Source organism: Streptomyces sp. G7(2002), assembly GCF_028870195.1.
Classification (GTDB): domain Bacteria; phylum Actinomycetota; class Actinomycetes; order Streptomycetales; family Streptomycetaceae; genus Streptomyces; species Streptomyces nigrescens.
On the sequence record NZ_CP102609.1, the window covers coordinates 1,228,307 to 1,252,943 of the forward strand.

Here is a 24,637-nt window from a genome sequence, read left to right on the forward strand (position 1 = left end):
TCACCCGCCGTCGGCGGGCAGCGGCTCCCGGTGGTCGAAGGCGATCAACGGGTCCCCGGTGAGCGGATGGTCGGTCACCGCGGCGCGCACCCCGAACACCTCGGCCAGCAGCCGCGGTGTCAGCACCGCACGGGGCGTTCCGGACGCCACCACCCGTCCCGCGTGCAGCACATGCAGCCGGTCGCACAGGGACGCCGCGGCGTTCAGATCGTGCAGCGAGATCAGCGTGGTACGGCGCTGCGCGCGCAGCAGCGCGAGCAGCTCCACCTGGTGGCGTACATCGAGGTGATTGGTGGGTTCGTCCAGCACCAGCACCTCCGGGTCCTGGGCGAACGCCCGTGCCAGGAGCGCCCGTTGACGTTCACCACCCGACAGGGTGGAGAAGCGGCGGGCGCCCTGTCCGGCCATGCCGACGGCGGCCAGCGCGCGGGCCACGGTCTCCCGGTCGGTGCGGTCCTCTCCGGCGAAGGCCCGCTTGTAGGGCGTACGGCCCATGCTCACCACTTCGCGCACGGTCAGCTCGAAGTCGCTGCCGCGCTCCTGGGGCAGCGCGGCGACCTGTTGTGCGGTCCGGCCCGGTGAGAGCGTGCGGATATCGGTCCCGGCCAGCAGGACCCGTCCGGCGGTGGGCCGCAGATGCCGGTAGACGGTGCGCAGCACGGTGGACTTGCCGCTGCCGTTGGGGCCGACCAGCCCGGCGATCTCGCCGGCCGCCGCCATCAGCTGCACTCCGGCGACGACATCGCGTCCCGCGTAGCCGACGTGCAGCTCCTCGATCTCGACGTTCACCGGTCCGCCTCCAGCCGCCGGTCCAGGATGAACAGCAGGGCGGGCGCCCCGATCATCGCGGTGACCACGCCGATCGGCAGTTCCTGGGTGTCCATGGCCGTCCGGCACACCAGGTCCACGACCACCAGCAGCAGCGATCCGGTCAGCGCGGACAGTGGCAGCAGCCGGCGGTGGTCGCCGCCGATGAGCAGCCGGCACAGATGCGGCACCATCAGGCCCACGAAACCGATGGCCCCGGAGACCGCGACCAGCACACCGGTCAGCAGACCGGCCACCACGAACAGCTCGCGGCGCAGCCGGGTGACGTCGACGCCCACCCCGGCCGCCGTCTCATCGCCCATGATCAGTGCGTTCATGGCGCGGGCCCGGGCCTGCAGGGCGAGCAGGCCGGCGGCGACCGCGAGCGCCGGCAGCCACAGCACCCGCCAGGTGGCCCCGCTCAGGCTGCCCATCAGCCAGAACAGCACGCTACGGGTCTGCTGTTCATCGCCGGCCTGCAGCACCAGGTAGCTGGTGAAGCCGGACAGGAACTGTCCGACCCCCACACCGGCCAGCACCAGACGCAGGGGCGAGAATCCCCCGCCGCGCCGGGCCATCCACCACACCAGCGCGAACGAGCCGAGCGCACCGGCGAACGCGGCCCCCGAGAGCCCCAGCCCCAGGCCTCCACCGGCCGTGACGCCCAGCACGATGGCGGTGACCGCGCCCAGCGACGCGCCGTTGGAGATCCCCAGCAGATACGGGTCCGCCAGGGGATTGCGCACCAGCGCCTGGGTCGCGGTCCCCACCAGGCCGAGTCCCGCCCCGACCAGTGCCGCCAACAGGGCGCGGGGAACGCGCAGTTGCCACACGATCAGGTCGTCGGTGCCCGGCCGGGGCGGCGCACCGCCGAGCCGCCGGAACACCACCGACCAGACATGGCCGGGCGCGATATCGGTGGCGCCCAGGGAGACCGCCGCCGTCAGGGCCACCACCAGCGCGACACCGAGCCCCACGGCCAGCAGCCCGGCGCGCGGGGCCCGTCGCCCGGCCCCCTCGGCCCGCTCCTCGCATCCGTGCGGAGGGGCGACCGTCGTGGCCACTACCGCGCCGCCTTGAAGCGTGCGGGGTGGATGGTGTGCGCGATCTCCTCGACGGTGTCCGCGTTGCCGACACCGGCGATCGTCGTCCGCTCCGAGCCGATGCGCAGGAACTTCTCGTTCCGCACCGCCGCGAGCCCCTTGGTGGCGGGGAAGCTCTTCAGGAACGCCGCGGCCTCGTCGTACGCCTTGGCGTTGGCCGCCGCATCGCCGCGATTGCGGACCCCGAGCTGGATCCAGTCCGGGTTCTTGGCGACCACGTCTTCCCAGGAGACCGGCTTGAAGTCCCCGTCACAGCCCTCGAAGACATTGCGCGCCCCGGCCTGGCCGATCACGGCGTTGGCCACCTGCTTGCGGCAGACGGCGACCGGCTGCTTGGTTCCCGCGTCATAGTCGAAGAAGAAGTACGTCGGCCGCTTGCCGGGCGGGATATCGCCCACGGCCCGGCGCACCTTGCCGGTCTTCGCCCGCATCCCCGCGACGAGGGCGTCCGCCCGCTCGGCGGTGCCGGTCACCGCGCCCAGCCGCTTGATGTCCGCCTCCACGCCGGACAGATCGCGCTGCGGCTTCTTGGCCATCGGCGCACAGGCGGTCGACGCCAGGTAGAGGTGCTTGATCCCCGCCGCCGTGAACTCCTCCGCGGTCGGCGCGTCACCGGCCCCGCCCATGGTCTTCATCGCCGCGAAGGAATCGATGTACAGATCGGCGCCCGATCCGAGCAGCTTCTCCTTGGGGATCACGGACTTCGACAGCACCGGCACCTTCCGGGCCCTGTCGTCCAGACCACCGGGCAACGTGCCCTTGCCGGGCGGGAATCCGGTCCCGATGACCCGGTCACCCGCGCCCAGCCGCAGCAGCATCTCCAGGGCGGCGGCATTGCTGGTGACGATCCGGCGCGGCGCGGCGGCGAACGTGGTGGTGGCGCCCTGGCAGTCGGCGACCCGTACGGGGAATCCGGCCCCGCCCTTTCCCGGCGCGCCCTGGTCCGTGCCCGGCCCGCCGCCCGCTCCGCTGCCGCACGCGGTGGCGGCCAGCGCGACAACTACCGCGACACCGCACAACTTCCAAGGACGCATGGCGCTTCTCCCCTATGCCTCACCAGCCGGTTGACCGGCCGTGTCACCGGCCGCATCGGCGTCCGGCGGGCCGCAGACGCGACCCGGCACAGGTAGTCGGCCGGGCACCGGGGGCGGTTCCAGGACGACCGCGTCCTTTTCGGCCGGAGGTATCCCGTACGAACACCGGCAGGCCCCACCCCGGTGCCAACGGGCGGCCGCACTCCTCGCCGCCGCGGGAGCGAAAAAGGTGACGCGTCATCACAGCATCGGAAGGCTGGTCGATGACGACGGATGTGCCGGGTGGGGCGGCAGCCTCGCACGTCAGTCAGGTGAACGTCGGCGCGGTGATGCAACAATTCGGCCAGGGGTGGTACAGGAGGTATGTGAGCTCCCAACCGCCAATCGGCCCGCCCAGCGGACCCCTCAGCGGGGAACCACCGCCCAATCAGCCGCCTCCTTGGCGGCCCCGGCGGCAGCCCCCTCGGCAGCACCGGTGGCGCACTCCACTTGTACTCATCGGTGCGGTCGTTGCCGTTACTGTGATTGCCCTCGCGCTCGCGTTCAGCGGCGGCGAAGACGAGGGTGAACCTTCAGGTAGCTCCTCCCCGGTCCCGAGCGTCAGTTCATCTGCGGCAGCCAGCGATCTCGCGAAACGCGTGACACTGACACCCAAGGATTGGGGTGGTACATTTGTTCGAGATTCTCCCTATCAGAGCACTGGTTTGACTTGGGTAGTGATCGACCAAGACTGCAAAGTCACGACGGAGTCGCCGGTTGGTGCACTCGCTGCGCTGCAGCGCAACGCCAAAGAACCAGGTGACACGGCGTTTTCCTACTCTGCATTCATCGCCTATAAAGAAGCGAACTCTGCCAAGCGCGGCATTGCCCGGCAGCGCGAGCCCATGCAGAGATGCCCGAAAATGAGCGATGCCGGAGGCAAGACGCAGTACGACAATGTCCACGAAGTCGCCATTCCTGACCTGAAGGGTTTTGATGCCCTGGTGGCCGAGGAAGGTCACATCAGCTCCAGTGCCGATGGCCAGAAGGTAGACGCCGAATACACGCTTCTCACAGGCCGCAAAGGACAGTTCGTACTGCAGTCGTTCATCAACCGCGCGTCCGGGGCCCAGGAGCAGAACCGCGACGACGCGGTCAATGCCCTCTCGCTCATGCTGGGCCGCCTTAAGAGCAGTTGACTTCATTCACCTGCCATGGCCTGCGAAGCCGAGGAGCCGGGTCCGCAGCTGTCAGCGGGCGGGGGCGTCCAGGGCATCTCGTTCGGATCCTCGTTACGCCGCGCGCTGTAGCGGACGTGGAGGAACTCCCGGGCGCCACGCAGCCGGGTGCGTACATGCCGCTGGGTGGCGCGGCTGTCGAGGCGGACGTCGAGGGCCCCGGGCATACGGGTGTCGGCCCGGCGCCCGGCAGGCAGCCGGGTGGCGTCGAGCCCGTCGCGCCGGGCGATGAGAGCGCCGAGTTCATGGCGGCTGAGGGCGTCGGCTCCGGCGAGGTGGCACATCCCGGGCCGGTCGGACAGGGCGAGTTCCCGCAGAGCGGAGGCCAGGTCTGCGACATGCACGGGGCAGCGGAAGTCGTCGGTGAACAGGACGCCGTCACGTGTGCCGGCAGCCAGGGCGTGCACCAGGCGCTCGTGCACGGATCCGCCGTCTCCGATGATCAATGAGGTGCGGGCGACCGCGGCGGCCGGTGCCAGGAGCCGCACAGCGGTCTCGGCGGCGGCCTTTGCCGCGCCGTACGGGGTGACCGGGTCGGGCAGGCAGGACTCGTCGTAATGAATACGGGAGCCGGAGAACACGGCGTCGCTGGAGACATGGACCAGCCGGCAACCGCGTCTCGTCGCGGCCATCGCCACGCGGATCGAGCCGTCGGCGGTGACCGCCCAGTCGCTCTCTCCGCTCGTGACGTTGATGACGGCGTCGGGGGCGACCGTGGCCAGTAGCTCGTCGATGTGCCCGGGGGCGCGAAGGTCGAGTGGATACCACGAGGCTCCGGGAACGCTGCCGGGGCGGGAGTGGTACGTCGCGGCCGTCTCCCAGCCCGCAGCCGTCGCCTGGCGCACGAGTTCCGTCCCCAGGAACCCGCTGCCGCCGATGACCAGGACCTTCATCGCGCCCATGCCGGTGTCCATGTTCCGTCGTCGCGGTGGGCGGGCCGGGTGGCGCCGAGGTAGGTGCGGAGTGTGGTGAGGGCGGGGTGCGGGTTGTCGCTGCGCCAGATCAGCGAGTGCGGGTAGACCGGAGTCGGGCCGTGTACGGGCACGCGCCGCAAGTCCTGGTCGGCGGGCCAGACCAGGCGGGTCTGTGCGCCGACGAAGGTCGCCAGCGAGGCGGAGTCGGCGATCGTGTCGAGGAGCGGCTCGGTGCCGAAGTCGGGGCCGGTCGCCTCGATGGTGAGGCCGAACTCCGCGGCGAGTTCGTCGTAGTAGGCGGCCCACTCGGTACCGGCGATGACGCCGGGCATCCAGATCCGGTGCCCGGCGAGCTGCGCCGGGGTGACCGCGCGGGCGGCCGCGTACTCATGGGCCGGCCCGGTGAGGAGTTGGATGGGCTCATCGAAAACCCGGGCGGACTCGACGCCGTCGGGGAGTTGCCGCGCGGGCAGGGTGACCGCGCGGAACGACGCGTCGATCGTGCCCGACCGGACCGCGGCGAGGGCCGCGTCGGCGTCGAAGAGCGTGGTCACCACATCGAGTGCGGTCCCGGGATGCGCGCGGTGGAAGTCACGCAGCAGAACCGCCGGCCCGAGCCGCCGGCCGATCACATCGATGCGCAGCGCGCGGCTTCCGGGCCGCACCGAAGCGGCGGCCCGCTCCTCGACACGGAGGAGTTCGCGGGCATGGGGCAGGAACGCCTGCCCGTCGATGGTGAGCCGGGCGCCGCGCGCGGTGCGGGTGAACAGCCGCACACCGAGGTCCTTCTCCAGCGCGGCGATGCGCTTGGAGACGGCCTGCTGGGTGATCAACAGGGTGGCGGCGGCTTCCTGGAACTGTCCCGCGTCCGCGACGGCGACGACGGTGCGCACGGCAGTGAGATCCACGCCCGTCATCCTAGAGGCACAACATCTGGTTGTGGCTCTCCGGGCGCATCGGTTGTTTGATCAGCCGACTCGCTGCTGGCTTTGATGTCCCCGGTCAACGTGGCGTTGTCCGGCCGCGGGAGCGAGGGGTGTGGTGTGCGTGGGGGTCAGGCGGTCGCTGGGGCGGCAGTTCGGGTGGCTGTGGGCGTCGTATGCGGTCAGTACGCTCGGCACCCGGCTCGCGTTCGACGCGTTCCCCCTGATCGCCGTCCTGGTGCTGCACGCCGGGCCGGCGGAGGTGTCGTTGCTGGCCGCCGCGGGGCTTGCGGTGGGGGCGGCGGTGGCGGTGCCGCTCGGCCCGTGGGTGGAGTTCCGCCGCAAGCGGCCGGTGATGGTGGCGATGGACCTGGCGCGGTGCGTGGCACTGATGAGCGTCCCCGCCGCGTACGCACTCGGTCTGCTCAGTTTCGTCCAGCTCCTGGTCGTGTCCGTCGTCGTGGGTGCGGCCGACATCGCCTTCAATGCGGCCAGTGGCGCGTATCTGAAGGCGCTCGTACGGCCGGAGGACCTGCTCGTCGCGAACGGGCGATTCGAGTCCACGAACTGGACCGCCACCGTGCTCGGACCGCCGGTCGGCACGGCCTCGATCGGGCTGTTCGGTCCGGCGATGACCGTCGTGGCCGACGCCGTCAGCTATCTGCTCTCAGCCGCGGGGCTCGGTGCGATCGGCGGCCGTGAGCCGCGCCCCGGGCGCCCCGGGGCGCCCGGGGCGCGGCTCCGCCCAGGAGACCTGCTCGAAGGGTGGCGGTACATCCTGACCCACCCGGCCCTGCGGCCCCTGTTCTTCAACACGGTCCTGGTCAGCGGCCTGATCATGGCGGCCTCGCCGCTGCTCGCCGTCCTCATGCTCGGCGACCTCGGGTTCGCGCCCTGGCAGTACGGCCTCGCGTTCGGCCTGCCCTGCGTCGGCGGCCTCATAGGATCACGGCTGGCCCGCCCACTCGTCGCGCGGTTCGGACGGCACAAGGTCATGCTCACCGCCGGGACACTGCGCGCGTGCTGGTCGCTCGGGCCGGCCTTCATCCGGCCCGGTGTGGCCGGGCTCGTGCTCGTCATCGTCGTCGAGCTCGGGCTGATCACCTGCATGGGCGTGTTCAACCCGGTGTTCGCCACCTACCGCCTCGATCACGTCCCGACGAACCGGATCGCCCGCACTCTCTCGGCGTGGTCGGTCACCAGCAAGGCGACTGTCGCAGCCATGACCGGCCTGTGGGGCCTGCTGGCCGGCATCGCCGGCCCCCGCACCGCGATCGCCCTCGCCGGTCTCCTCATGCTGACGACCCCGCTCCTGCTCCCCCGCCACGCCCGCACGCCGCGCCGCGAGCCGGGAGCCGCACCTGACACGCCCTTGGTGGCGGCTGATTGAGAGGGGAAGCGGACACACGGGTCGACGCCCCCCAACCAGTCAACGTGGCACGGGACTTGGCCGACGCCGACCCGATGCGATCTGGCCCGGCCCGAACAGCACACCCCGGGCCCGACCGACCAGCACACCTAAGGGGTGACGATCGGAAAGGCGGGGTCGGGCTTGTCCAGGAGGGCGCTCAGGGGTCGAGGCCGCTGCCCTGGGGGCCGTACAGGTCGAGCAGGCGGGTGCGGGTGCCGTGCAGCCGGTCGGCCACCGTCTTGGCCACATAGCGGTACACCGCCCGGCCGAGGACGGGGTCGGCTTCGCACAGGTCGCGGACCGCCCTGGCGTCGAACTCCACGGCCTCCACCGGGCCGACGGTCTCCGCTCCCAGGTGCCACAGATAGGGCGGGAACAGCCAGGACCAGCCGAGCAGTTCGTCACGGCCGAGGGTTTCGACGATCGCCGCCCGGCGCCCGGGGACGTGCTGGTCGAGACACACCTGTCCGCTGCGGATGATCCAGAACCGGTCCGCCCGCCGGCCCTCCTCGAAGAGCCGGGTGGCCCGCGGCAGCGACACCTCGACGGCGACGTCGGTCAGCCGCCGGCGCCGGTCGGGCGGCAACTCGTCGAACAGGTTTTTGATCGTGGTCATGCGTCCTCCGCTCGCTGTCTGCACGATATGCGGAGCTTTGCGGGGATCGGGGGAAGGCTCGGCCCGCCGGGTGCCCGGCGGGCCGGAACCCGAACCCGTCTCAGGTCAGCTGACGTCGCACCAGGTCGTGCAGCCGGCCGCCGGTGTCGGCGAGCAGTTCGGCCGGGGCGCCCTGCTCGACGATCCGGCCCTGCGCCATCACGATCACACGGTCGGCGTCCATGACCGTGGACAGCCGGTGGGCGATCACCAGCCGGCTGGCGCTGAGCTTGCGGGTGCTGTCGATGACGATGCGCTGGGTCTCGTTGTCCAGGGCGCTGGTGGCCTCGTCGAAGAACAGGATCTTCGGGCGGCGGACCAGCGCCTGGGCGATCATCAGGCGCTGCCGCTGACCGCCGGAGATCGCGCCACCGCCGGAGATCATGGTGTGCAGGCCCATCGGCATCCGCTTGATGTCCTCGGCCAGGCCCGCCATCTCGGCGGCCGCCCAGGCCTCTTCCTGGGTGAAGGCCTCGGCGCCGCAGATGCAGTCCAGGATCGATCCGGTGAGCGGCTGTGCGTTCTGCAGGACGACGCCGCACTGACGGCGCACCGCCGCCTGGTCCAGGGCTGCCAGGTCCTGGCCGTCGTAGAGCACACTGCCCGAGGACGGCTTGTCGAAGCCGATCAGGAGCCGCAGCAGGGTCGACTTGCCGCAGCCGCTGGGGCCGACGACGGCCACGAACTCGCCCGGCCGGACCCGCAGCGAGACATCGTCGAGGACGAGCGGGCCGTCGTCGGTGTAGCGGAACGAGAGCTTCTTGGCCTCGATGCCGCCGGCCAGGGTGCCGGGCTGGGCACTGGCCCCGCGTACTTCCGGCTTCTCGTCCAGCACCGGCTTGATCTGCTCGAACATCGGGAGTGCGGCGGCGGCCGAGACGAACGCGCCGGTGATCTGGGTGACCGCGGTCAGCAGCATGGTCACCGAGGTGTTGAAGGTGAGGAAGGAGGCGGCCGACATGGTGCCGCGGGCCGGACCGGCCAGCAGCATGAAGAGGGTGAGCGAGCAGAGCGGCAGATAGACCGCGTTGAGGACGGTGGTCAGATTCTTGATCCGGCCGGCCTTCTGCTGGAGTTCACGGGAGCGGGCGAACTCGCGGGCCCAGGCCGCGTACGCGAAGCTCTCGGCCGCGGCGACCCGCAGTTTGGGCAGTCCCCGCAGGGTCTGGAACGCCTGGTTGTTGAGCTTGTTGCCGAGCCTGACCAGCCGTCGCTGCCAGCGCAGCTCCCACAGGCCCATGGCGAGGAACACCGCCCCGATGACGAGCAGCATGGCGACCGCCGCCAGCGCCAGCGGCACGCTGTAGAGGAGCAGCAGCACCAGGTTCATCGCGCCGATGGTGGTGGACTGCACCGCCACCGGACCGAGGCCGGACAGCACCCGCCGGATGCTGCTGATGCCCATCGCGGCACTGGCCAGCTCTCCGGTGGAGCGTTCGGTGAAGAACTTCGTCGGCAGCCGCAGCAGCCGGTCCCACACGGCCGGCTGCAGGGCGCTCTCGATGCGCCCCTCCATCCGCAGGACGGTGAGGTTCTGCAGCAGCATGAAGGCGGCGGAGACAATGCTGGTGATCATGACGGCCAGGGAGACCTGCACGATCAGGCTCTTGTCCGCGCTCGGTACGTACTCCCCGAGCACCTTGCCGGTCGCGATGGGGACGAGTGCGCCGAGGCCGACGGTCACCAGTCCGCTGAGGGCCAGATTGCGGACGTCCATACGGGTGCCGCGCAGGCTGAAGAGCATCAGCCGCCACAGGCTCATGGGCCGCTCCGGCAGCGGGCGGTAGAACATCACGGCGCGCGCTTCGAATTCGTCGGCGTTGTCCTTGCCGATGCGCATCCGCAGACCGGAGACCGGGTTGACCGCCTCATAGCGGCCGCGGCGCCACAGCAGCGCCACCGGGGCACCGGACTTGGCGCGGTGGCCCACCAGGGGCCCGGTGTTGGTGCGCCACCAGCGGCCCTGGAGCCGGACCGCGCGGGTCCGGATCCGCGAGCTGACCGCGATCCGCTCGACCGGGGTGATCCGGTCGTTGACGGCGCTCCCCTTCGGTGGCTCGGTGAGCGTGATGCCGGCCGCCTCCGCGACCGTGCGGCAGATCGCGAAGGTGGTGTCATCGCCGGTCCGGTCGGTCCCGGCGCTGCCGCGCCCGGCCCGGTCCTGCCGGCCGATGGACGCCAGCAGCGCCTGGTCGGCGCGCTCGCGGACGGTTTCGCCCGCCTTGATACCGGCCGCCGTACGGTCCTCGTGGGCGCGCTCCAGCTGCTCGATCCAGCGGTCGACGGCGGACAGCAGCCGGTACTGCTGATTGACCATCTGCTGCCACAGCTCGGGGTCGACCAGCAGATCGCCGGCCGCCTCCGCGCTGTAGGAGGCGCCGTACTGCACGCTGCCGGGCGGGACCGGCATCCACAGGATGTCGTCGTCGGCCACCGCGTCATCGCCGGGCCGGCCGTCGAGCGGTGCCTCGAACAGCACACCGAGGCTGCGGGCGGTGCCCAGCGCGAAGGCGTGCTCCAGCGGGGAGGGCGCCTCGCCCTGGACGTCGTACGCGGGGTCGTAGCCGTAGCCGCCCTGCGTGCCGTACTGCGGATACGACCCGGTGTCGCCGTACTCGGGACGGGGCAGTTCGCGCAGGGGGATGCGGCGCACCAGGCAGTCCTGGGAGGGCCGGCCGAGCAGGGTGTGCTGCGGGCCGGCGACCGGGCCGAGCAGCAGAGTGCCCGCTTCGAGCCGGCCGAGGAAGTGCCAGTGCCCTTCCTGGGCGGCGTCGACCGCGAAGAGATCCAGCGAGCCGCCCGTGACGAGCCACAGCACATGCGGGCCCTCCAGGGGAACGCTGCGCAGCCCGGTGCAGTCGACGGGTGTGCCGAGGCTGCCCAGCGCATGGGTCACGGCGTCGGTGTCGCCCGGTCCCACGACCGCGGGCGGGGGTACGGACACGTCAGTGCTCCTTGACCAGCTCGGCGTACGGGCCCCCGGCGGCGACCAGGTCCTCGTGCCGGCCGCGTTCGACGACCACCCCGTGGTCGAGGACGACGATCTCGTCGCTGTCGCGGACCGTGCTCAGCCGGTGGGCGATGACGACGCAGGCACAGCCGCGCCGCCGCAGGTTGTCCATGATGATCTGCTCGGTCTGCGCGTCCAGGGCGCTGGTGACCTCGTCGAGGACCAGGATGCTGGGGCGCCGGACCAGTGCGCGGGCGATTTCCAGCCGCTGCCGCTGCCCGCCGGAGAAGTTGCGGCCGTCCTGCTCGACCCGGCTGTGGATGCCGTCGGGGCGAGGGGCGATCACCTCGTCGTAGAGCGCGGCGTCCTGGAGGGCGGTGATCACCGCGTCGTCCGGGATCGACGGGTCCCACAGCGCCACGTTGTCGCGGACCGTGCCCTCGAAGAGGAAGATGTCCTGGTCGACGAAGGAGACGGAGGCGGCCAGCGCGCTGCGGGAGAGGTCCTCCAGCCGCTGTCCGTCGATGCGGATGGTGCCTTCCCAGGGGCTGTAGAGGCCGGAGATCAGCCGGGAGACGGTGGACTTGCCGCTGCCGGAGCCGCCGACGAGGGCGACCTGCCGGCCGGGGCCGACGGCCAGGGAGAAGCCGGTCAGCAGCGGTTTGTCGAGCGGGCTGTAGCCGAAGGTGATGTCCTCCAGCGTCACATGGCCCTTGAGCCTGCGGGTGTCGGCCTCCGGCTCGGGGCGTGAGTAGAGGGTGTCGACGGGGAAGCTCTCGACGTCCTTGAGGCGGGCCACATCGGCGGCGAAGTCCTGGATCCGGCCCGCCACTCCGTTGAGCCGGGTGAGGGGCGCGGTGAAGCGGGTCACCAGCGCCTGGAAGGCGACGAGCAGACCGATGGAGATATGGCCCTCGACGGCCCGCAGTCCGCCGATCCACAGGATCAGTGCGCTGTTGAGCGTGGCGAGGGTGGGGGCGACCACGGCCAGCGCGGCGCTCGGCACGCCCAGGCGCTGCTGCACCTCCAGGGTGGTGGCGTGCTGCCCGGCCCAGCGGCGGAAGTAGCCGTTCTCCCCGCCGGTGGCCTTCATCGTCTCGATGAGCTGGAGGCCGGTGTAGGAGGTGTTGGTCAGCCGCGCGGAGTCGGCGCGCAGCTTCTGGGTGTGGGTGGACCGCAGCCGGATCACGATCCGCATGGCGACGACATTGAGCAGCGCGATTCCCACGCCGATCACGGTCAGTTGGGGGTCGTACGTCCACAGCAGGAAGGCGTAGAGGACGACGACGATCCCGTCCACGCCCGCGGCGGCGAGGTCACGTGCCAGCGTTTCGGCCACCGCGTCGTTGGACTGCAGCCGCTGGACCAGGTCGGCCGGGCTGCGCTGGGCGAAGAAGGTGACCGGGAGTCTGAGCAGATGGCGCAGGAAGCGGGCGCTGGTGAGGGTGGAGGAGATGATGCGGCCGCGCAGCAGATTGGCCTGTTGCAGACCGGTGAGTACGGCGGTCAGCGCGACCATGGCGGCCATCGACGCGAAGAGCGGTCCCAGCAGCGAGGTCTGGTTGCCGATCAGGAACATGTCGATGTACGTACGGCTCAGCGCGGGCACCGCCGCGCCGACCGCGACCAGCAGCAGGCTGGCGAGCAGCGCGGCCAGCAGGGTGCCGGTCGTGCCGCGCATCCGGGCGGGCACGGCGCCGAGGACGCCGGGCTTGCGGCCGCCCTTGTGGAAGGATTCGCCGGGTTCGAGGACCAGGGCGACACCGGTGAAGCTGGTGTCGAAGTCCTCCATCGCCACGAAGCGACGGCCCTTGTCGGGGTCGTTGATGTGGACGCCGCGGCGGCCCATGCGGCGGCCCATGCCGTCGTAGACGACGTAGTGGTTGAACTCCCAGAACAGGATGGCGGGCGCCTGCACCTCGGCGAGCGCGGCCGGTTCCATCTGCATGCCCTTGGCCTGCAGCCCGTAGCTGCGGGCCGCCTTGAGCAGATTGCTGGCGCGGGAGCCGTCGCGGGAGACACCACAGGCGATCCGCAGCTCTTCGAGCGGCACATGCCGTCCGTAGTGGGCGAGCACCATGGCCAGCGAGGCGGCGCCGCACTCCACGGCCTCCATCTGGAGGACGGTGGGCGTGCGGACGGTCTTCGTCTTCTTGGGCTTGGGGGCGGGCGCGGCACGGCGGGTGCGGCGGGCCCCGGGCGCGGGCTCCGGGCGGTGGCGGCCGCGGACGGGCGGCGGCAACTGCTGCTGCGGGGCGGCGGAGTCGTGGGGGGCGGTCACGGCAGCAGCCAATCGATCGGGTGCTGCGCGGCCAGGTGGACGGCGCCACTGGCCGGCGTCATGGAGTCGACGGCGTACGGCGGGCCGTCGGAGGTCGACCAGGCGTAGCCGGATTTGCTGTGCGGGACGGCGTCGAGCTGTACCAGGACCGCGACGGGCTGGCCGTGCTGCGAGAACTCCTCGCCGAGCTGGCTGCTGCCCAGGAAGGTGCTGATCCGCTGGCGTGACTGGGCGGTCCTGCCGACCGCTTTGACCCGCCCGCGCAGCACGCCGTACTGCTGGGTCGGCACGGACTGGACGGTGAGGTCGACGGACGCGCCGACGGGGACGGTGGCGCCGCTCTCGGCCGGTACGTACAGCGTCGCCGTCAGGGGGTCGCCGGCACGGGCGATGCGTTCCACGGAGGCCACATCCGCTCCGGTCGTGACGACGGAGCCGATCGTGGCGACCATCGTGGTCAGCCGGCCGGCGGCGAGCGTACGGACGACGGTGGTGGTGCCCTGGGCGGTACGGACCCTCAGGACGGGGGTGTGGGCGGCCACCCGCTTGCCCTCTTCCGCGAGTACGGCGGTGACCTGGCCCGCGACGGGGCTCTGGAGGACGTAGCTGCCCTGGCCGTGGGTGAGGATTCCGGGTGCGTTCAGGGTGGATGACACTGTGCCGGTCACCGCCCATACGGAGGCGGCGACCACGAAGAGAACCGTGACGATCAGTACGAGCCAGCCCTGGGGGCGGGCGAAGCGCACCGGAAGGTCGATCTCCTCGGGCGATTGCAGCTTGGAAAGGGCCTGTTGGCGGAACTGCACGACACTCTTCCCTCAACTGCAACGATCTGGTGCGGACGGGTGGTGGCCGGCGCCCCGGCGCCCGGATGGAGTCCGGGCGGACCGGGGCAGCCGGCCCGGCATGTCGGCAAGGAGGGGGCGCCGACCTGCCGTTGTCACCGTTCAAAGCCGGCTGTGCCGCTCAGCGGCACAGAAGGGCTCAGAGACCGGCGACCAGGCCCGTGGCGGTGCCGACGACGCCCGCGGTGTCGGTGCCGGCGACACCGTCGACCAGGCCGGTGGCGGTGCCCACGGCGCCCGAGACCGGGGCGATGGAGTCAACGGTGCTGGTGGCGGTGCCGACCACGCCGCCGACGAGGCCACCGGACACGTTGTCCAGGTCGCTGTCGGAGATTTCCTGCGTCTGAACCTGGGGGGTGGAGTTCATGATGATTCCCTTCGGATGAATATCTCGAAAAAGCTGCGTCCGAACCGTCCGGTGGGGGGCCCGGCCGCAGCAGCGGCAGTCGGGTTCCCGAAATCGGGAACCGGGGGGTGACTCCCGCAGTGCGAAGGATCAAAGCATGCAGGCGCGTTGCGCTGCTAATCGGGTAGCCGCAGATCCGGGCGCGATCGCCCCTTTGAAATACCTGACGTGCACGCACGTCCATGACTTGGTGGCAGCTTCTTCACATCTCCTTCGGTTTCTTTTCCAGGACCTCGGCAGGCGCCTGTTCGGCGAACTGGACATTCCGTCACCAAAGCGCTAAGTCGCAGGTCAGCGTAGGGATGGGTCACAGGAGACCGTGTGCCGACTGCACATTCGGTGTGCAGATTTTTTGAAGGCCGCCGATTTTTGCGACACCTCGACGCGGTGCGGGCAGACACCTCCGGCGCGCGCTTCCGGCGGAGCCGCGCCGAATGTTGCATGGGCATTAAGTGTGCCCGATTCGCCCGGAGTTCATGGGCGCTATTTGAGGTCTTGAACGTATTGAATGGACGCATCGCCGCTATCCGTATGCCATTTCCATGGAAACGGATCGAGTGACCGGAGAACGGACATAACCGCATAACGGAGGGTCTTCGGACCCGTCGGTAATGGGCGATTACCGACGGAAACACCGGCACCCCGGTGGCAGCCGCTCAGCGGCTGCGGCACCGTGAGAGGGACGCTGCGGGGCCGGCGCCCCGGGAAGGAGCCGTACGTGGAGCCCGTCGAGGCGCTGGAGCGGATCGCCTTCCTGCTGGAGCGGCAGGGAGCGGTGAGCTACCGCGTCCAGGCGTTCCGTACGGCCGCGACGGTGATCGGCGCGCTGTCCGCCGACCAGCTGCGCACCCGCGCCCGGAACGGTTCGCTGGGACGCCTCAAGGGGCTGGGGCCCAAGACCACCCGGGTGATCGAGGAGGCGCTCGCGGGCGCGCGGCCCGAGTATCTGACGCACCTTGAGGAGGAGGCGGGCGGGCCGCTGGTGGAGGGGGACCAGGGCCAGCGGCTGCGTCGGGCGCTGCGCGGTGACTGCCATCTGCACTCGGACTGGTCGGACGGCGGCAGCCCGGTCGAGGCGATGGCGCGGGCCGCGCGCGACCTGGGACACGCCTGGTGTGTGCTGACCGACCACTCCCCCAGGCTCACGGTCGCCCGCGGACTGACCGCCGAGCGGCTGCGGCAGCAGTTGTCGCTGGTGGCGGAGGTGAACGAGCGGCTGACGCCGTTCCGGCTGCTGACCGGGATCGAGTGCGACATCCTCGACGACGGCTCGCTCGACCAGGAGCCGGAGCTGCTGGAGCGGCTCGATGTGGTGGTCGCCTCGGTGCACTCCAAACTGCGGATGGACAGGGCGCCGATGACCCGGCGGCTGCTGGAGGCGGTCCGCAATCCGCTGGTGGACGTGCTCGGCCACTGCACCGGGCGGCAGATCACCGGGAAACCGCGCCCGGAATCGCAGTTCGACGCCGGAGAGGTGTTCGCGGCCTGCGCCGAGCACCACACCGCGGTGGAGATCAACTGCCGGCCCGACCGCTTCGATCCCCCGCGCCGGCTGCTCCGCCAGGCGCTGGAGACCGGAACCCTCTTCTCCATCGACAGCGACGCCCACGCACCGGGCCAACTGGACTGGCAGATCTACGGCTGTGCCCGTGCCGAAGAGTGCGGCGTTCCGCCGGAGCGGGTCATCAACACCTGGACGGAGCGGCAGTTGGCCACCTGGACCCGGACGGGCCGGACCCCGCACCGCTGACCGCGCCCGCCGCCGTACTCCCGCGCTCCGCGCGGAGCGGCGTTGCTACCCTCGCCTCCTCATGGACATGCGCACAGAAGACGAGTGGGTCGCCGTCCCGCCGGGGCGGGTGACGCTGTCGGACCGGCGGACACAGCGCAGTTGGGCGGTGGAGCTCGCGCCCTACCGGCTCGCGCCGTTCCCGCTCACCCAGGCGCGGTACGCACAGGTCACCGGCGAGCGGCCGAGCAGCGCGCAGGGCGACCGGCTCCCCGTCGAGGGCGTCTCGTGGTGGGACGCGGTCCGGTTCTGCAACGCCCTGTCCGCACAGGAGGGGTTGGCGCCCGCGTACCGCCTGCACCCCGGCGTCGAGCGGATCGAGTGGGACACCTCCGCCGACGGGTACCGGCTGCCGACCGAGGCCGAGTGGGAGCACGCCTGCCGTGCCGGTACAACGGAGGCGCGGTACGGGCGGCTCGACGAGATCGCCTGGCACCGCGGCAACTCGCACGGGCGGATGCAGGAGGTGGGCGGCAGACAGCCCAACGCGTGGGGCCTGTACGACATGCTGGGCAATGTGTGGGAGTGGTGCTGGGACCTCTACGACGCCGAGGTCTACGGCAGCTACCGGGTGCTGCGCGGCGGCGGCTGGTTCGACGAGCGCTGGAGCTGCCGGGCCTCGGTGCGGCGCCGCAGCCACCCGACCTTCCGGATCGACGACGTGGGGTTCCGCGTCGCGCGTTCCCTCTGACAGGGCCGGCGGCGAGGCTCCCGCTCGTCGTCAGGCGGTGTGAGGGGCGGCCGCCGGGGCATCCGGTGCGGTGGCCGGCGTGAGGCGCAGCACCACGACGTAGGCGACGACCACGGCGACGATCACGAGCGGCATCACCGTCAGACCGCTCTTCCCCAGCAGCAGCGTGGCCAGCAGCACCGAGGTCATCGGGAGCCGGAGCATGGCCACGCACATCGCGCCGACGCCCATCGCGAAGCCCGCGGTGAGCGACAGACCCGGCAGGTGGGACAGCACGACACCGCCCGCCGCACCGAGGAACAGCGCGGGGAAGATGGGGCCGCCCCGGAAGGCGCTGAGCGAGGCGCAGTACGCCAGGCCCTTGCACAGGATGAGCAGCAGCAGCGCGCCCACGGTGTAGCCGGCGCTGTCCCGGAAAAGCGACCCCAGCGCCGACTGGCCCGAATAGAGCATCTCGGACGAGGGCTTGCCGGTGGCGGCGGCGAACGCCACCGCCAGTGCGCCCACCACGAGGCCCATCAGCACCGTGGCCGGTACCCGGTGCCGGACGACATGTCCCTTGAGGAACCGCGCGAAGCGCCGTACCCCGGTCCCGGCGAAACCGGCGGCCAGTCCGATCACCAGCGCCCAGCCGAACTCCGCAATCGTCGGTCCGGCGGCCCTGGGGATGTCGTGCAGCGCGAGCGAGTACGTACCGAGCCCGGTCCAGTCCCCCAGCCCGGTGAAGATCAGCGCCCCCAGGCCGGACGCCAGCAGACCGGGCACCAGCACGATCCCCAGCATCGGACCGCCCAGCCCCGACACCTCCATCAGCAGGAAGGCGCCCAGCAGCGGAGAGCCGAGCAGGGCGCTGACCGCCGCGAAGCTGCCGGCCGCGCCCACCGTCGCGACCGTCTGCGCCGGCATGTCCCGGTCCATCAGCCGTACGGCGCCCGCGGCCAGACCGCCGCCGAGGGCGATGAGCGGTGCCTCGGGTCCGAGCACCACGCCGAAGCTGAGGGAGGTCAGGGCCGCGAGGACGACACCGGGGAGCGCGGACAGCGGCGGCGCCCCGCTGAGCGCCAGCCCGTCGGCCGGCTCATGGCCCCCGCCGCCGGGCAGATACCGGACGGTGAGCCCGACGAGGAGACCGGCCACCACCAGCATCGGGACCGGCCACCAGATCGGCGTCCCGGCGAAGCCCACCGCCCGCGGCAGGTCCTGGTAGATCAGCGGTTCCAGCTCGTGGACCAGCGCGAGAAAGCCGAACGCGACGGCGCAGACCGGGAAGCCGATCACCGCCGCCACCAGCAGGAGCTTCAGATATCCGCGGGTGCGCACCAGCGCGTAGGGGTCCTGGGGCACGGTGGTCGGCGCTCCGCCCACCGGGCCGGCCGGGCCGACCGACATGCGCCTCGCCTCCTCGGAACCGGGGATGCCCCGGCGCCCGCCCGGGCCGCCGCCGTGATGAGCCTGCCACGGCCGGTGCGGGCCGGCACCTCGGGCGCGGCCGGACAGGGAGTGGTGGCGGTGCGGTGTGTGCGGCCCGCCGTCGCCGTGGTGTGCGGTGTGTGCGGTGTGTGCGGCCCGCCGTCACGGCGGTGCGCGGTGTGCCCGGCCCACCGTCGCCGTGTGCGCGGCCGTTGCCGTCCTCAGCCCTGAGAGGCCGCCGCCTCCCGGAGCGCGGCGAGGACCGGGCGGAAGAGCGGGTGCTCCTCGGCGCCACGGCGTACGGCGGCGAAGACCCGGCGGGTGGGGGCCACATCGTCGACGGGGCGGACCACCACCCCGGTGAGGTCCACGTCCCGCAGCGCCGAGCGGGGGACGAGCGCCACGCCCGCCGCGGCCGAGGCGAGCGCGACGACGGCGCGGAAGTCGTCCGACGAGTGCTCCAGACGTGGCTGGAAGCCGGCGTACTCGCAGGCCAGGACCACCACGTCATGGCAGGGGTTGCCGGGGTAGGGGCCGATCCAGGGGTCCTGGGCGAGGTCGGCCAAGGCCACCTGGGCGGCCTCGGCGAGGCGGTGGCCGGGCGGCAGGACCGCGTCGAACGGCTCGGCGTAGAGCGGGACCCGGGTCAGCCGTGGGTCGTCGGCGCCCGGTGCGCCCCGGTATTCGACGGCCACCGCCACATCGACCTGCCGGTCGAGGACCATCAGCAGGCTGGCGTCGCCCTCGGCGTCCTGGACGTGGACCCGGATGCCGGGGGCGGTGCGGGCGAGTGCGGTGAGGGCGGGCGCGACGACCAGGCCGATGCCGGTCGCGAAGGCCGCGACGGTGACCGTGCCCGCCTCGCCCGAGCCGTAGGCGGCGAGCTCGGACTCGGCGCGCTCCAGCTGCGCCAGGACGGCGTTGGCGTGGATGAGCAGGATGTCGCCCGCGGCGGTCAGCCGTACGCCGCGGGCGCTGCGCTCCACCAGACGGTGGCCGGTCTCCTGTTCCAGGGCGGCCAGCTGCTGGGAGACCGCCGAGGGCGTGAGATAGAGCGCGGCGGCCGCGGCGGTGACCGTGCGGTGGTCGGCCACCGCACGGAGGATGTGCAGCCGTCGTGCTTCGATCATGCTTCCAGTTTCGCAGCAGCGGCCCGCGGGCGGTGTCAGCCCCCGAGCGCGGCCCTCGCACCGATGAATGCGTCGACCGCGCGGTTGACGTCCTCGGTGGAGTGGGCGGCGGACAGCTGTACCCGGATCCGCGCCTGGCCCTGCGGGACCACCGGGTAGGAGAAGCCGATGACGTACACGCCGCGTTCCAGGAGCAGCTCCGCCATCCGGGCCGCCTCGGCCGCGTCACCGATCATGACGGGGGCGATGGCGTGGTCGCCGGGGAGGATGTCGAAGCCCTCCTCGGTCATCCGCGAGCGGAACAGCGCGGTGTTGGCGTGCAGCCGCTGGCGCAGGTCACCGGCCGACTCCAGCAGGTCGAGCACCTTCAGCGAGGCGGCCGCGATCACCGGGGCGAGCGAGTTGGAGAAGAGGTACGGGCGCGAGCGCTGGCGCAGCAGCGCGACGATCTCGGCGCGGGCCGCGACATAGCCGCCGGAGGCGCCGCCGAGGGCCTTGCCGAGGGTGCCGGTGATGATGTCGACGCGGTCCATCACCCCGTGCAGCTCGGGGGTGCCGCGGCCGCCGGGGCCGACGAAGCCGACCGCGTGCGAGTCGTCGACCATCACCATGGCGCCGTACTGGTCGGCCAGGTCACAGATCTCACGCAGCGGCGCCACATAGCCGTCCATGGAGAACACACCGTCGGTGACGACGAGCTTGCGGCCGGCGCTGCCCGCCTCCTTCAACTGGCGTTCCAGATCGGCCAGATCGCGGTTGGCGTAGCGGAAGCGGCGGGCCTTGCACAGGCGGATGCCGTCGATGATGGAGGCGTGGTTGAGGGCGTCGGAGATCACCGCGTCGTCCGGGCCGAGCAGGGTCTCGAAGACACCGCCGTTGGCGTCGAAGCAGGAGGAGTAGAGGATGGTGTCCTCCTGGCCCAGGAAGCCGGAGATCCGCTGCTCCAGCTCCTTGTGGACCTCCTGGGTGCCGCAGATGAAGCGGACCGAGGCGAGGCCGTAGCCCCAGCGGTCGAGCGCTTCGTGGGCGGCCGCGATGACCTCGGGGTGGTCGGCGAGGCCGAGGTAGTTGTTGGCGCAGAAGTTGAGGACCTCGCCGGGGTTGCCGCCGGCGGTGACCGCGACGGTGGCGGACTGCGGGGTGCCGATGACGCGCTCGGGCTTGTGCAGACCGGCGGCGCGGATCTCGTCGAGGGTGCCGCGCAGTTCGTTGCGTACGGAATCGAGCATGAGGGCTCCTTAAGGTGCGTGGGGCGGGTGAGGCGGTCGCGCCCGAGAGGCGAACCGAGCCAGAAATCAAGCAGTCCAGTCGAGAATGATCTTGCCGCTGCGGCCGCTGGCGGCGTCGTCGAAGGCGGCGTCGAAGTCCTGGTAGGCATAGCGGCCGGTGATCACGGGCGAGAGGTCGAGGCCGCCTTCGAGCAGCACGGACATCGCGTACCAGGTTTCGAACATCTCCCGGCCGTAGATGCCCTTGATCGTGATCATGGAGGTGACGATCCGGGACCAGTCGACGGGGAACTGCTGGGACGGCAGGCCGAGCATCGCGATCCGGCCACCGTGCGTCATGTTGGTGATCATGTCGCACATCGCCTCGGGCCGGCCGGACATCTCCAGCCCGATGTCGAAGCCCTCGCGCAGGCCCAGTTCGCGCTGGCCGTCGGCGATGGTCGCCTCGGCGACATTGAGGGCGAGGCTGACGCCGACCTTGCGGGCCAGGGCGAGGCGCTCCTCGCTGACGTCCGTGATCATGACATTGCGGGCCCCGGCGTGCCGGGCGACGGCCGCCGCCATGATGCCGATCGGCCCCGCGCCGGTGATCAGCACATCCTCGCCGACCAGCGGGAACGACAGCGCGGTGTGCACGGCGTTGCCGAACGGATCGAAGACGGCGGCGATGTCGAGGTCCACGGGGACGCGGTGCACCCAGACGTTGGTGGCGGGCAGCGCGACGTACTCGGCGAAGGCACCGTCCCGGCCGACGCCGAGGCCGACGGTGGCGCGGCACAGATGGCGGCGGCCGGCCAGACAGTTGCGGCACTTGCCGCAGACCAGATGGCCCTCACCGCTGACCAGGTCGCCGGCCTTGATCTCGGCCACATCACGGCCGGTTTCCACCACCTCGCCGACGAATTCATGGCCGATCGTCAGCGGGGCGGTCACGGCGTTCTGCGCCCAGCCGTCCCACGACCGGATGTGCAGATCCGTGCCGCAGATGCCGGTGCGCAGCACCTTGATCAGCACATCCCCCGGGCCGATGGCCGGCTCCGGCACGTCCATGAGCCAGAGACCCGGCTCCGTCTTCTGCTTGACCAGTGCCTTCACCGCAGCGGCTCCCGTACGTCAGTGACCTGCCGGGGGCCCGCCTCGGCCGCCCGATCTTCGTCAGGAAATCTTCCGTACGTCGGGCGCGAGGTCCATCGAGGATTTCTTAAGCGCGGCCACAGCTGCCCTTTACGCCCCCTCCGCGCAGGGGCGACGGCGGGCCCGGGAGTGTAAACGTTCGCCTCCGCAAGCGTCGGAATTCATCACAGCTTGAGTGGCCGTGAGACCGGGGTGCACGCGGCTACGTAGGACTGGGTGAGCACCACACACGGGTGCTGACGCGACGCACCGCGGTCGCCCGTGTGCCTCGTTCCTGTGCGTCCCTGGAGGTCAGTGAATTGAGCCACCGACATGTGAACAAGCGCCTGCGGACCGGCGCCATCGCCACCGCCGGTGTGGGAGCCGTCGCGGCCGCAGCGATCCTGCTCCCCAACGCCAACGCGAGCACGGACCAGCCGGCGGCCCTGAAGACGCTCAGCGCCCACTCGGCCACGCAGCTGGCGACGTCCCTGAAGGCGGACCTCGGGGACCAGAGCGCGGGCTGGTACCTGGACAGCTCGAACGGCCACCTGGTCATGAACGTCCTGTCGGAGGACGACGCCGCGAGCGTCAAGGCCAAGGGCGCCGTCGCCAAGGTCGTGCAGAACAGCATGACCGCGCTGAAGTCCGGTGCGAAGACCCTGCGCGACAACGCCTCGGTGCCCGGCACGGCCTGGTCGATCGACCCGAAGACCAACAAGATCGTGGTGGTCGCCGACAGAACCGTCACCGGCGCAAAGATGGCCACCCTCACCAAGACCACGAACGGCATGGGCGAGGGCATGGTGACCGTCAAGCGGTCCCAGGGTGAGTTCAAGCGGTACGACGGCGGGGACGCGGGAAGCGCGGCGGGAGGCGCGGCCGGCAGCGCCGCGGGCGGTGCCGGGGACGCCGCGGGCGGAGCGGGAGACGCCGCAGGTGGCGCCGGAGACGCGGCAGGAGGGGCCGGGGACGCCGCGGGTGGCGCGGGCGACGGCGGTGCCGGAGGCGGCGGGCAGGCCGCCGGGCCGATCGGCGGCAGTGCCATCTTCGGCGGCAACGCCCGCTGCTCACTGGGCTTCAACGTCACGGTCAAGGGCGCACCGGCCTTCCTGACGGCCGGTCACTGCGGCAACGACTCCAAGACCTGGACCGCGGACCAGGGCGGCAGCCAGCCGCTGGGCACGGTGTCCGACTCCAAGTTCCCGAAGACCGACTTCGCACTGGTCACCTACGACGACGCCAACGCACAGCCGCAGAGCGCGGTCGACCTGCAGAACGGCAGCACCCAGGAGATCACCAAGGCCGCGGAGGCCGCCGTCGGTATGAAGGTGCAGCGCTCGGGCAGCACCACCGGCCTCAGCGACGGCACCGTCACCGGTCTTGACGCGACGGTGAACTACGGCAACGGCGACATCGTCAACGGCCTCATACAGACGGATGTCTGCGCGGAGCCCGGCGACAGCGGCGGCGCGATGTTCTCCGAGGACTCGGCGGTCGGGCTGACCTCCGGCGGCAGCGGCGACTGCACCTCGGGCGGCGAGACCTTCTTCCAGCCGGTCACCGACGCGCTCAAGGCCACGGGTGCGGAGATCGGCGCCGGGGGCGGCGGTGCCGGCGGCGGCGACAACGGCGGTGACAACGGCGCGGCCGGCGGCAATGGCGCGGGCGGCGGCGACGCCGGCGCGGGAAACGCCGGTGCCGGCAACGCGGGAGCCGGCAACGCGGGAGCCGGGAACGCCGGTGCCGGGAACGCGGGAGCCGGGAACGCCGGTGCCGGCAACGCCGGCGCGGGAGCGGGCGACCCGGGTGCGGGCGCCGGAGCGGAAGACCCGGGAGCGGGTGCCCAGGACCCCGGCGCGGCCGGCGGTGACGCGCTGAACTGACGCGAGGAATCCACTGCGCGACCGGCCCCGCCCCCTTCAACGGCGAAGGAGAGCGGGGCCGGTGAGCGTACGGGACCCTGAGTGTGGCGGAACCATAGCGACCGCCCGCGGAGCGGTGTCAGAATACCGGCCCTACTCCGACCCTTCCTCAGGGACATCATGGCGTCGAACGAACTCGATTCCAATATCCCCGTCTTCCGCGGAGCCGGGCATCTCCTGCGTCTGATAGCCGATCTGGTGCGCAGGCCACGGCGCCGGGAGTGTCCGGAGCCGGTGCGGCACCGCGGAGTGGCGCAGGGGCGTGAAGGCCTGCCGGTGATCTGTCTGGTGAGCGGGGAAGACCACACTCCGCTCGCCAAGGGCATCAGCTACTTCCTCAGCCACGCCGATCCCCGGCGGGTACCGCACTGTCTGCACGACCTCCAGGCCTGCTCACCGCCCCCGGCCCCGGAATCCGTCGAGGCGGTGCGCCGCACACTGGAGCGGCTGGCGCAGGGCTTCGCCCTCAGTGTCCACGGCAGCGACGGACGGGTCCGCTTCCGCAGGTTCGGCCTGGTCAACTGGCTGACGCAGGCCGGGGCGGCCGGCGGCTCCCCGTACGCCGGCAGTATGGAGGGCAACGACCACACACTGCTCCAGGGGCTGCGCGAGCGGGAGTTCCGGCGCCGGCGGCTGTTCGGGCTGCTGCGCTCCCCGGAGACCGAGCTCGCGGTGGACGGCAAGGTGCCGTGGTGGGTCTGGCTGTTCGCCGTCCATGTCTTTCCGCTCGCCTGGTTCCGGGTCCGCCGCGGGCTGGGCCGCGAGTACCGCTGGCTGCTCAACCAGCCCTATCTCGCGCCGCGC

19 protein-coding genes are annotated in these 24,637 nt (G+C 71.4%); 5 read left to right on the forward strand and 14 right to left on the reverse strand.

Annotated features, from left to right (window positions below):
• The 3 genes from NUT86_RS04745 to NUT86_RS04755 all read right to left on the reverse strand — a co-directional run bounded on the left by NUT86_RS04745 (position 1) and on the right by NUT86_RS04755 (position 2,944).
• Positions 1-789, reverse strand: coding sequence for an ABC transporter ATP-binding protein (locus NUT86_RS04745; protein WP_274733609.1), 789 nt, complete (start codon positions 787-789; stop codon positions 1-3).
• Positions 786-1,793 (reverse strand): FecCD family ABC transporter permease, encoded by a 1,008-nt coding sequence (locus tag NUT86_RS04750; protein WP_262371188.1) that lies wholly within the window; start codon positions 1,791-1,793, stop codon positions 786-788. The genes NUT86_RS04745 and NUT86_RS04750 overlap by 4 nt, the downstream gene beginning before the upstream one ends.
• A gap of 77 nt (positions 1,794-1,870) precedes the next feature.
• Positions 1,871-2,944, reverse strand: a complete 1,074-nt coding sequence (locus NUT86_RS04755) for an ABC transporter substrate-binding protein (protein ID WP_274733611.1) — start codon at positions 2,942-2,944, stop codon at positions 1,871-1,873.
• Between the two features lie 716 nt (positions 2,945-3,660).
• Here NUT86_RS04755 and NUT86_RS04760 point away from each other — a divergent pair.
• Positions 3,661-4,122 (forward strand): hypothetical protein, encoded by a 462-nt coding sequence (locus NUT86_RS04760; RefSeq protein WP_274733613.1) that lies wholly within the window; start codon positions 3,661-3,663, stop codon positions 4,120-4,122.
• A gap of 2 nt (positions 4,123-4,124) precedes the next feature.
• Here NUT86_RS04760 and NUT86_RS04765 read toward each other — a convergent pair whose 3' ends face one another.
• Together NUT86_RS04765 and NUT86_RS04770 are read right to left on the reverse strand one after the other, a co-directional pair.
• Positions 4,125-5,054: an SDR family oxidoreductase gene (locus NUT86_RS04765; protein ID WP_274740375.1), complete on the reverse strand. Its 930-nt coding sequence runs from the start codon at positions 5,052-5,054 to the stop codon at positions 4,125-4,127.
• On the reverse strand, positions 5,051-5,983 hold the full coding sequence (locus NUT86_RS04770; RefSeq protein WP_274733615.1) for a LysR family transcriptional regulator: 933 nt from the start codon (positions 5,981-5,983) through the stop codon (positions 5,051-5,053). Before NUT86_RS04770 ends, NUT86_RS04765 begins: the two co-directional genes overlap by 4 nt.
• A gap of 139 nt (positions 5,984-6,122) precedes the next feature.
• Between NUT86_RS04770 and NUT86_RS04775 the strand changes: the two genes are divergently transcribed.
• On the forward strand, positions 6,123-7,388 hold the full coding sequence (locus tag NUT86_RS04775; protein ID WP_274733616.1) for an MFS transporter: 1,266 nt from the start codon (positions 6,123-6,125) through the stop codon (positions 7,386-7,388).
• Positions 7,389-7,566: 178 nt separating this feature from the next.
• Here the strand turns inward: NUT86_RS04775 and NUT86_RS04780 are convergent, their stop codons facing one another.
• The 5 genes from NUT86_RS04780 to NUT86_RS04800 all read right to left on the reverse strand — a co-directional run bounded on the left by NUT86_RS04780 (position 7,567) and on the right by NUT86_RS04800 (position 14,507).
• A complete protein-coding gene (locus tag NUT86_RS04780) occupies positions 7,567-8,025 on the reverse strand; it encodes a Crp/Fnr family transcriptional regulator (RefSeq protein ID WP_018091744.1) in 459 nt (152 codons plus the stop codon).
• A gap of 100 nt (positions 8,026-8,125) precedes the next feature.
• Positions 8,126-11,008 (reverse strand): NHLP bacteriocin export ABC transporter permease/ATPase subunit, encoded by a 2,883-nt coding sequence (locus tag NUT86_RS04785; protein ID WP_274733618.1) that lies wholly within the window; start codon positions 11,006-11,008, stop codon positions 8,126-8,128.
• 1 nt (position 11,009) lies between these two features.
• Complete coding sequence (locus NUT86_RS04790) at positions 11,010-13,295, reverse strand: NHLP family bacteriocin export ABC transporter peptidase/permease/ATPase subunit (RefSeq protein WP_018091742.1); 2,286 nt, start codon at positions 13,293-13,295, stop codon at positions 11,010-11,012.
• The gene (locus tag NUT86_RS04795) at positions 13,292-14,101 is read right to left on the reverse strand and encodes an HlyD family efflux transporter periplasmic adaptor subunit (protein ID WP_018091741.1); all 810 of its coding nucleotides are present in this window, start codon (positions 14,099-14,101) and stop codon (positions 13,292-13,294) included. The genes NUT86_RS04790 and NUT86_RS04795 overlap by 4 nt, the downstream gene beginning before the upstream one ends.
• Before the next feature lie 178 nt (positions 14,102-14,279).
• A complete protein-coding gene (locus NUT86_RS04800) occupies positions 14,280-14,507 on the reverse strand; it encodes a hypothetical protein (protein WP_018091740.1) in 228 nt (75 codons plus the stop codon).
• Positions 14,508-15,264: 757 nt separating this feature from the next.
• On the opposite strand from NUT86_RS04800, the gene NUT86_RS04805 reads away from it, so the two are divergent.
• Positions 15,265-16,296 (forward strand): PHP domain-containing protein, encoded by a 1,032-nt coding sequence (locus NUT86_RS04805; RefSeq protein ID WP_159491018.1) that lies wholly within the window; start codon positions 15,265-15,267, stop codon positions 16,294-16,296.
• A gap of 61 nt (positions 16,297-16,357) precedes the next feature.
• Positions 16,358-17,026, forward strand: a complete 669-nt coding sequence (locus NUT86_RS04810) for a formylglycine-generating enzyme family protein (protein WP_274733624.1) — start codon at positions 16,358-16,360, stop codon at positions 17,024-17,026.
• A 30-nt stretch (positions 17,027-17,056) separates the two neighbouring features.
• On the opposite strand, the gene NUT86_RS04815 is transcribed toward NUT86_RS04810, so the two are convergent.
• The 4 genes from NUT86_RS04815 to tdh all read right to left on the reverse strand — a co-directional run bounded on the left by NUT86_RS04815 (position 17,057) and on the right by tdh (position 21,890).
• On the reverse strand, positions 17,057-18,415 hold the full coding sequence (locus tag NUT86_RS04815; protein ID WP_274733626.1) for a chloride channel protein: 1,359 nt from the start codon (positions 18,413-18,415) through the stop codon (positions 17,057-17,059).
• A gap of 242 nt (positions 18,416-18,657) precedes the next feature.
• The gene (locus NUT86_RS04820) at positions 18,658-19,566 is read right to left on the reverse strand and encodes a LysR family transcriptional regulator (RefSeq protein WP_018091736.1); all 909 of its coding nucleotides are present in this window, start codon (positions 19,564-19,566) and stop codon (positions 18,658-18,660) included.
• 35 nt (positions 19,567-19,601) lie between these two features.
• The gene (locus tag NUT86_RS04825) at positions 19,602-20,795 is read right to left on the reverse strand and encodes a glycine C-acetyltransferase (RefSeq protein WP_274733628.1); all 1,194 of its coding nucleotides are present in this window, start codon (positions 20,793-20,795) and stop codon (positions 19,602-19,604) included.
• 66 nt (positions 20,796-20,861) lie between these two features.
• On the reverse strand, positions 20,862-21,890 hold the full coding sequence (gene tdh / locus NUT86_RS04830) for an L-threonine 3-dehydrogenase (RefSeq protein WP_159491001.1): 1,029 nt from the start codon (positions 21,888-21,890) through the stop codon (positions 20,862-20,864).
• A gap of 353 nt (positions 21,891-22,243) precedes the next feature.
• Between tdh and NUT86_RS04835 the strand changes: the two genes are divergently transcribed.
• On the forward strand, positions 22,244-23,794 hold the full coding sequence (locus NUT86_RS04835; protein ID WP_274733631.1) for a S1 family peptidase: 1,551 nt from the start codon (positions 22,244-22,246) through the stop codon (positions 23,792-23,794).
• Positions 23,795-24,637 lie beyond the last annotated feature (843 nt).

Coding starts and splice junctions, on each gene's coding strand:
- NUT86_RS04765 (WP_274740375.1), bottom strand. CDS start 5,054: ATGAAGGTCCTGGTCATCGGCGGCAGCGGGTTCCTGGGGACGGAACTC.
- NUT86_RS04780 (WP_018091744.1), bottom strand. CDS start 8,025: ATGACCACGATCAAAAACCTGTTCGACGAGTTGCCGCCCGACCGGCGC.
- NUT86_RS04800 (WP_018091740.1), bottom strand. CDS start 14,507: ATGAACTCCACCCCCCAGGTTCAGACGCAGGAAATCTCCGACAGCGAC.
- NUT86_RS04815 (WP_274733626.1), bottom strand. CDS start 18,415: ATGTCGGTCGGCCCGGCCGGCCCGGTGGGCGGAGCGCCGACCACCGTG.
- NUT86_RS04825 (WP_274733628.1), bottom strand. CDS start 20,795: ATGCTCGATTCCGTACGCAACGAACTGCGCGGCACCCTCGACGAGATC.
- NUT86_RS04755 (WP_274733611.1), bottom strand. CDS start 2,944: ATGCGTCCTTGGAAGTTGTGCGGTGTCGCGGTAGTTGTCGCGCTGGCC.
- NUT86_RS04820 (WP_018091736.1), bottom strand. CDS start 19,566: ATGATCGAAGCACGACGGCTGCACATCCTCCGTGCGGTGGCCGACCAC.
- NUT86_RS04810 (WP_274733624.1), top strand. CDS start 16,358: ATGGACATGCGCACAGAAGACGAGTGGGTCGCCGTCCCGCCGGGGCGG.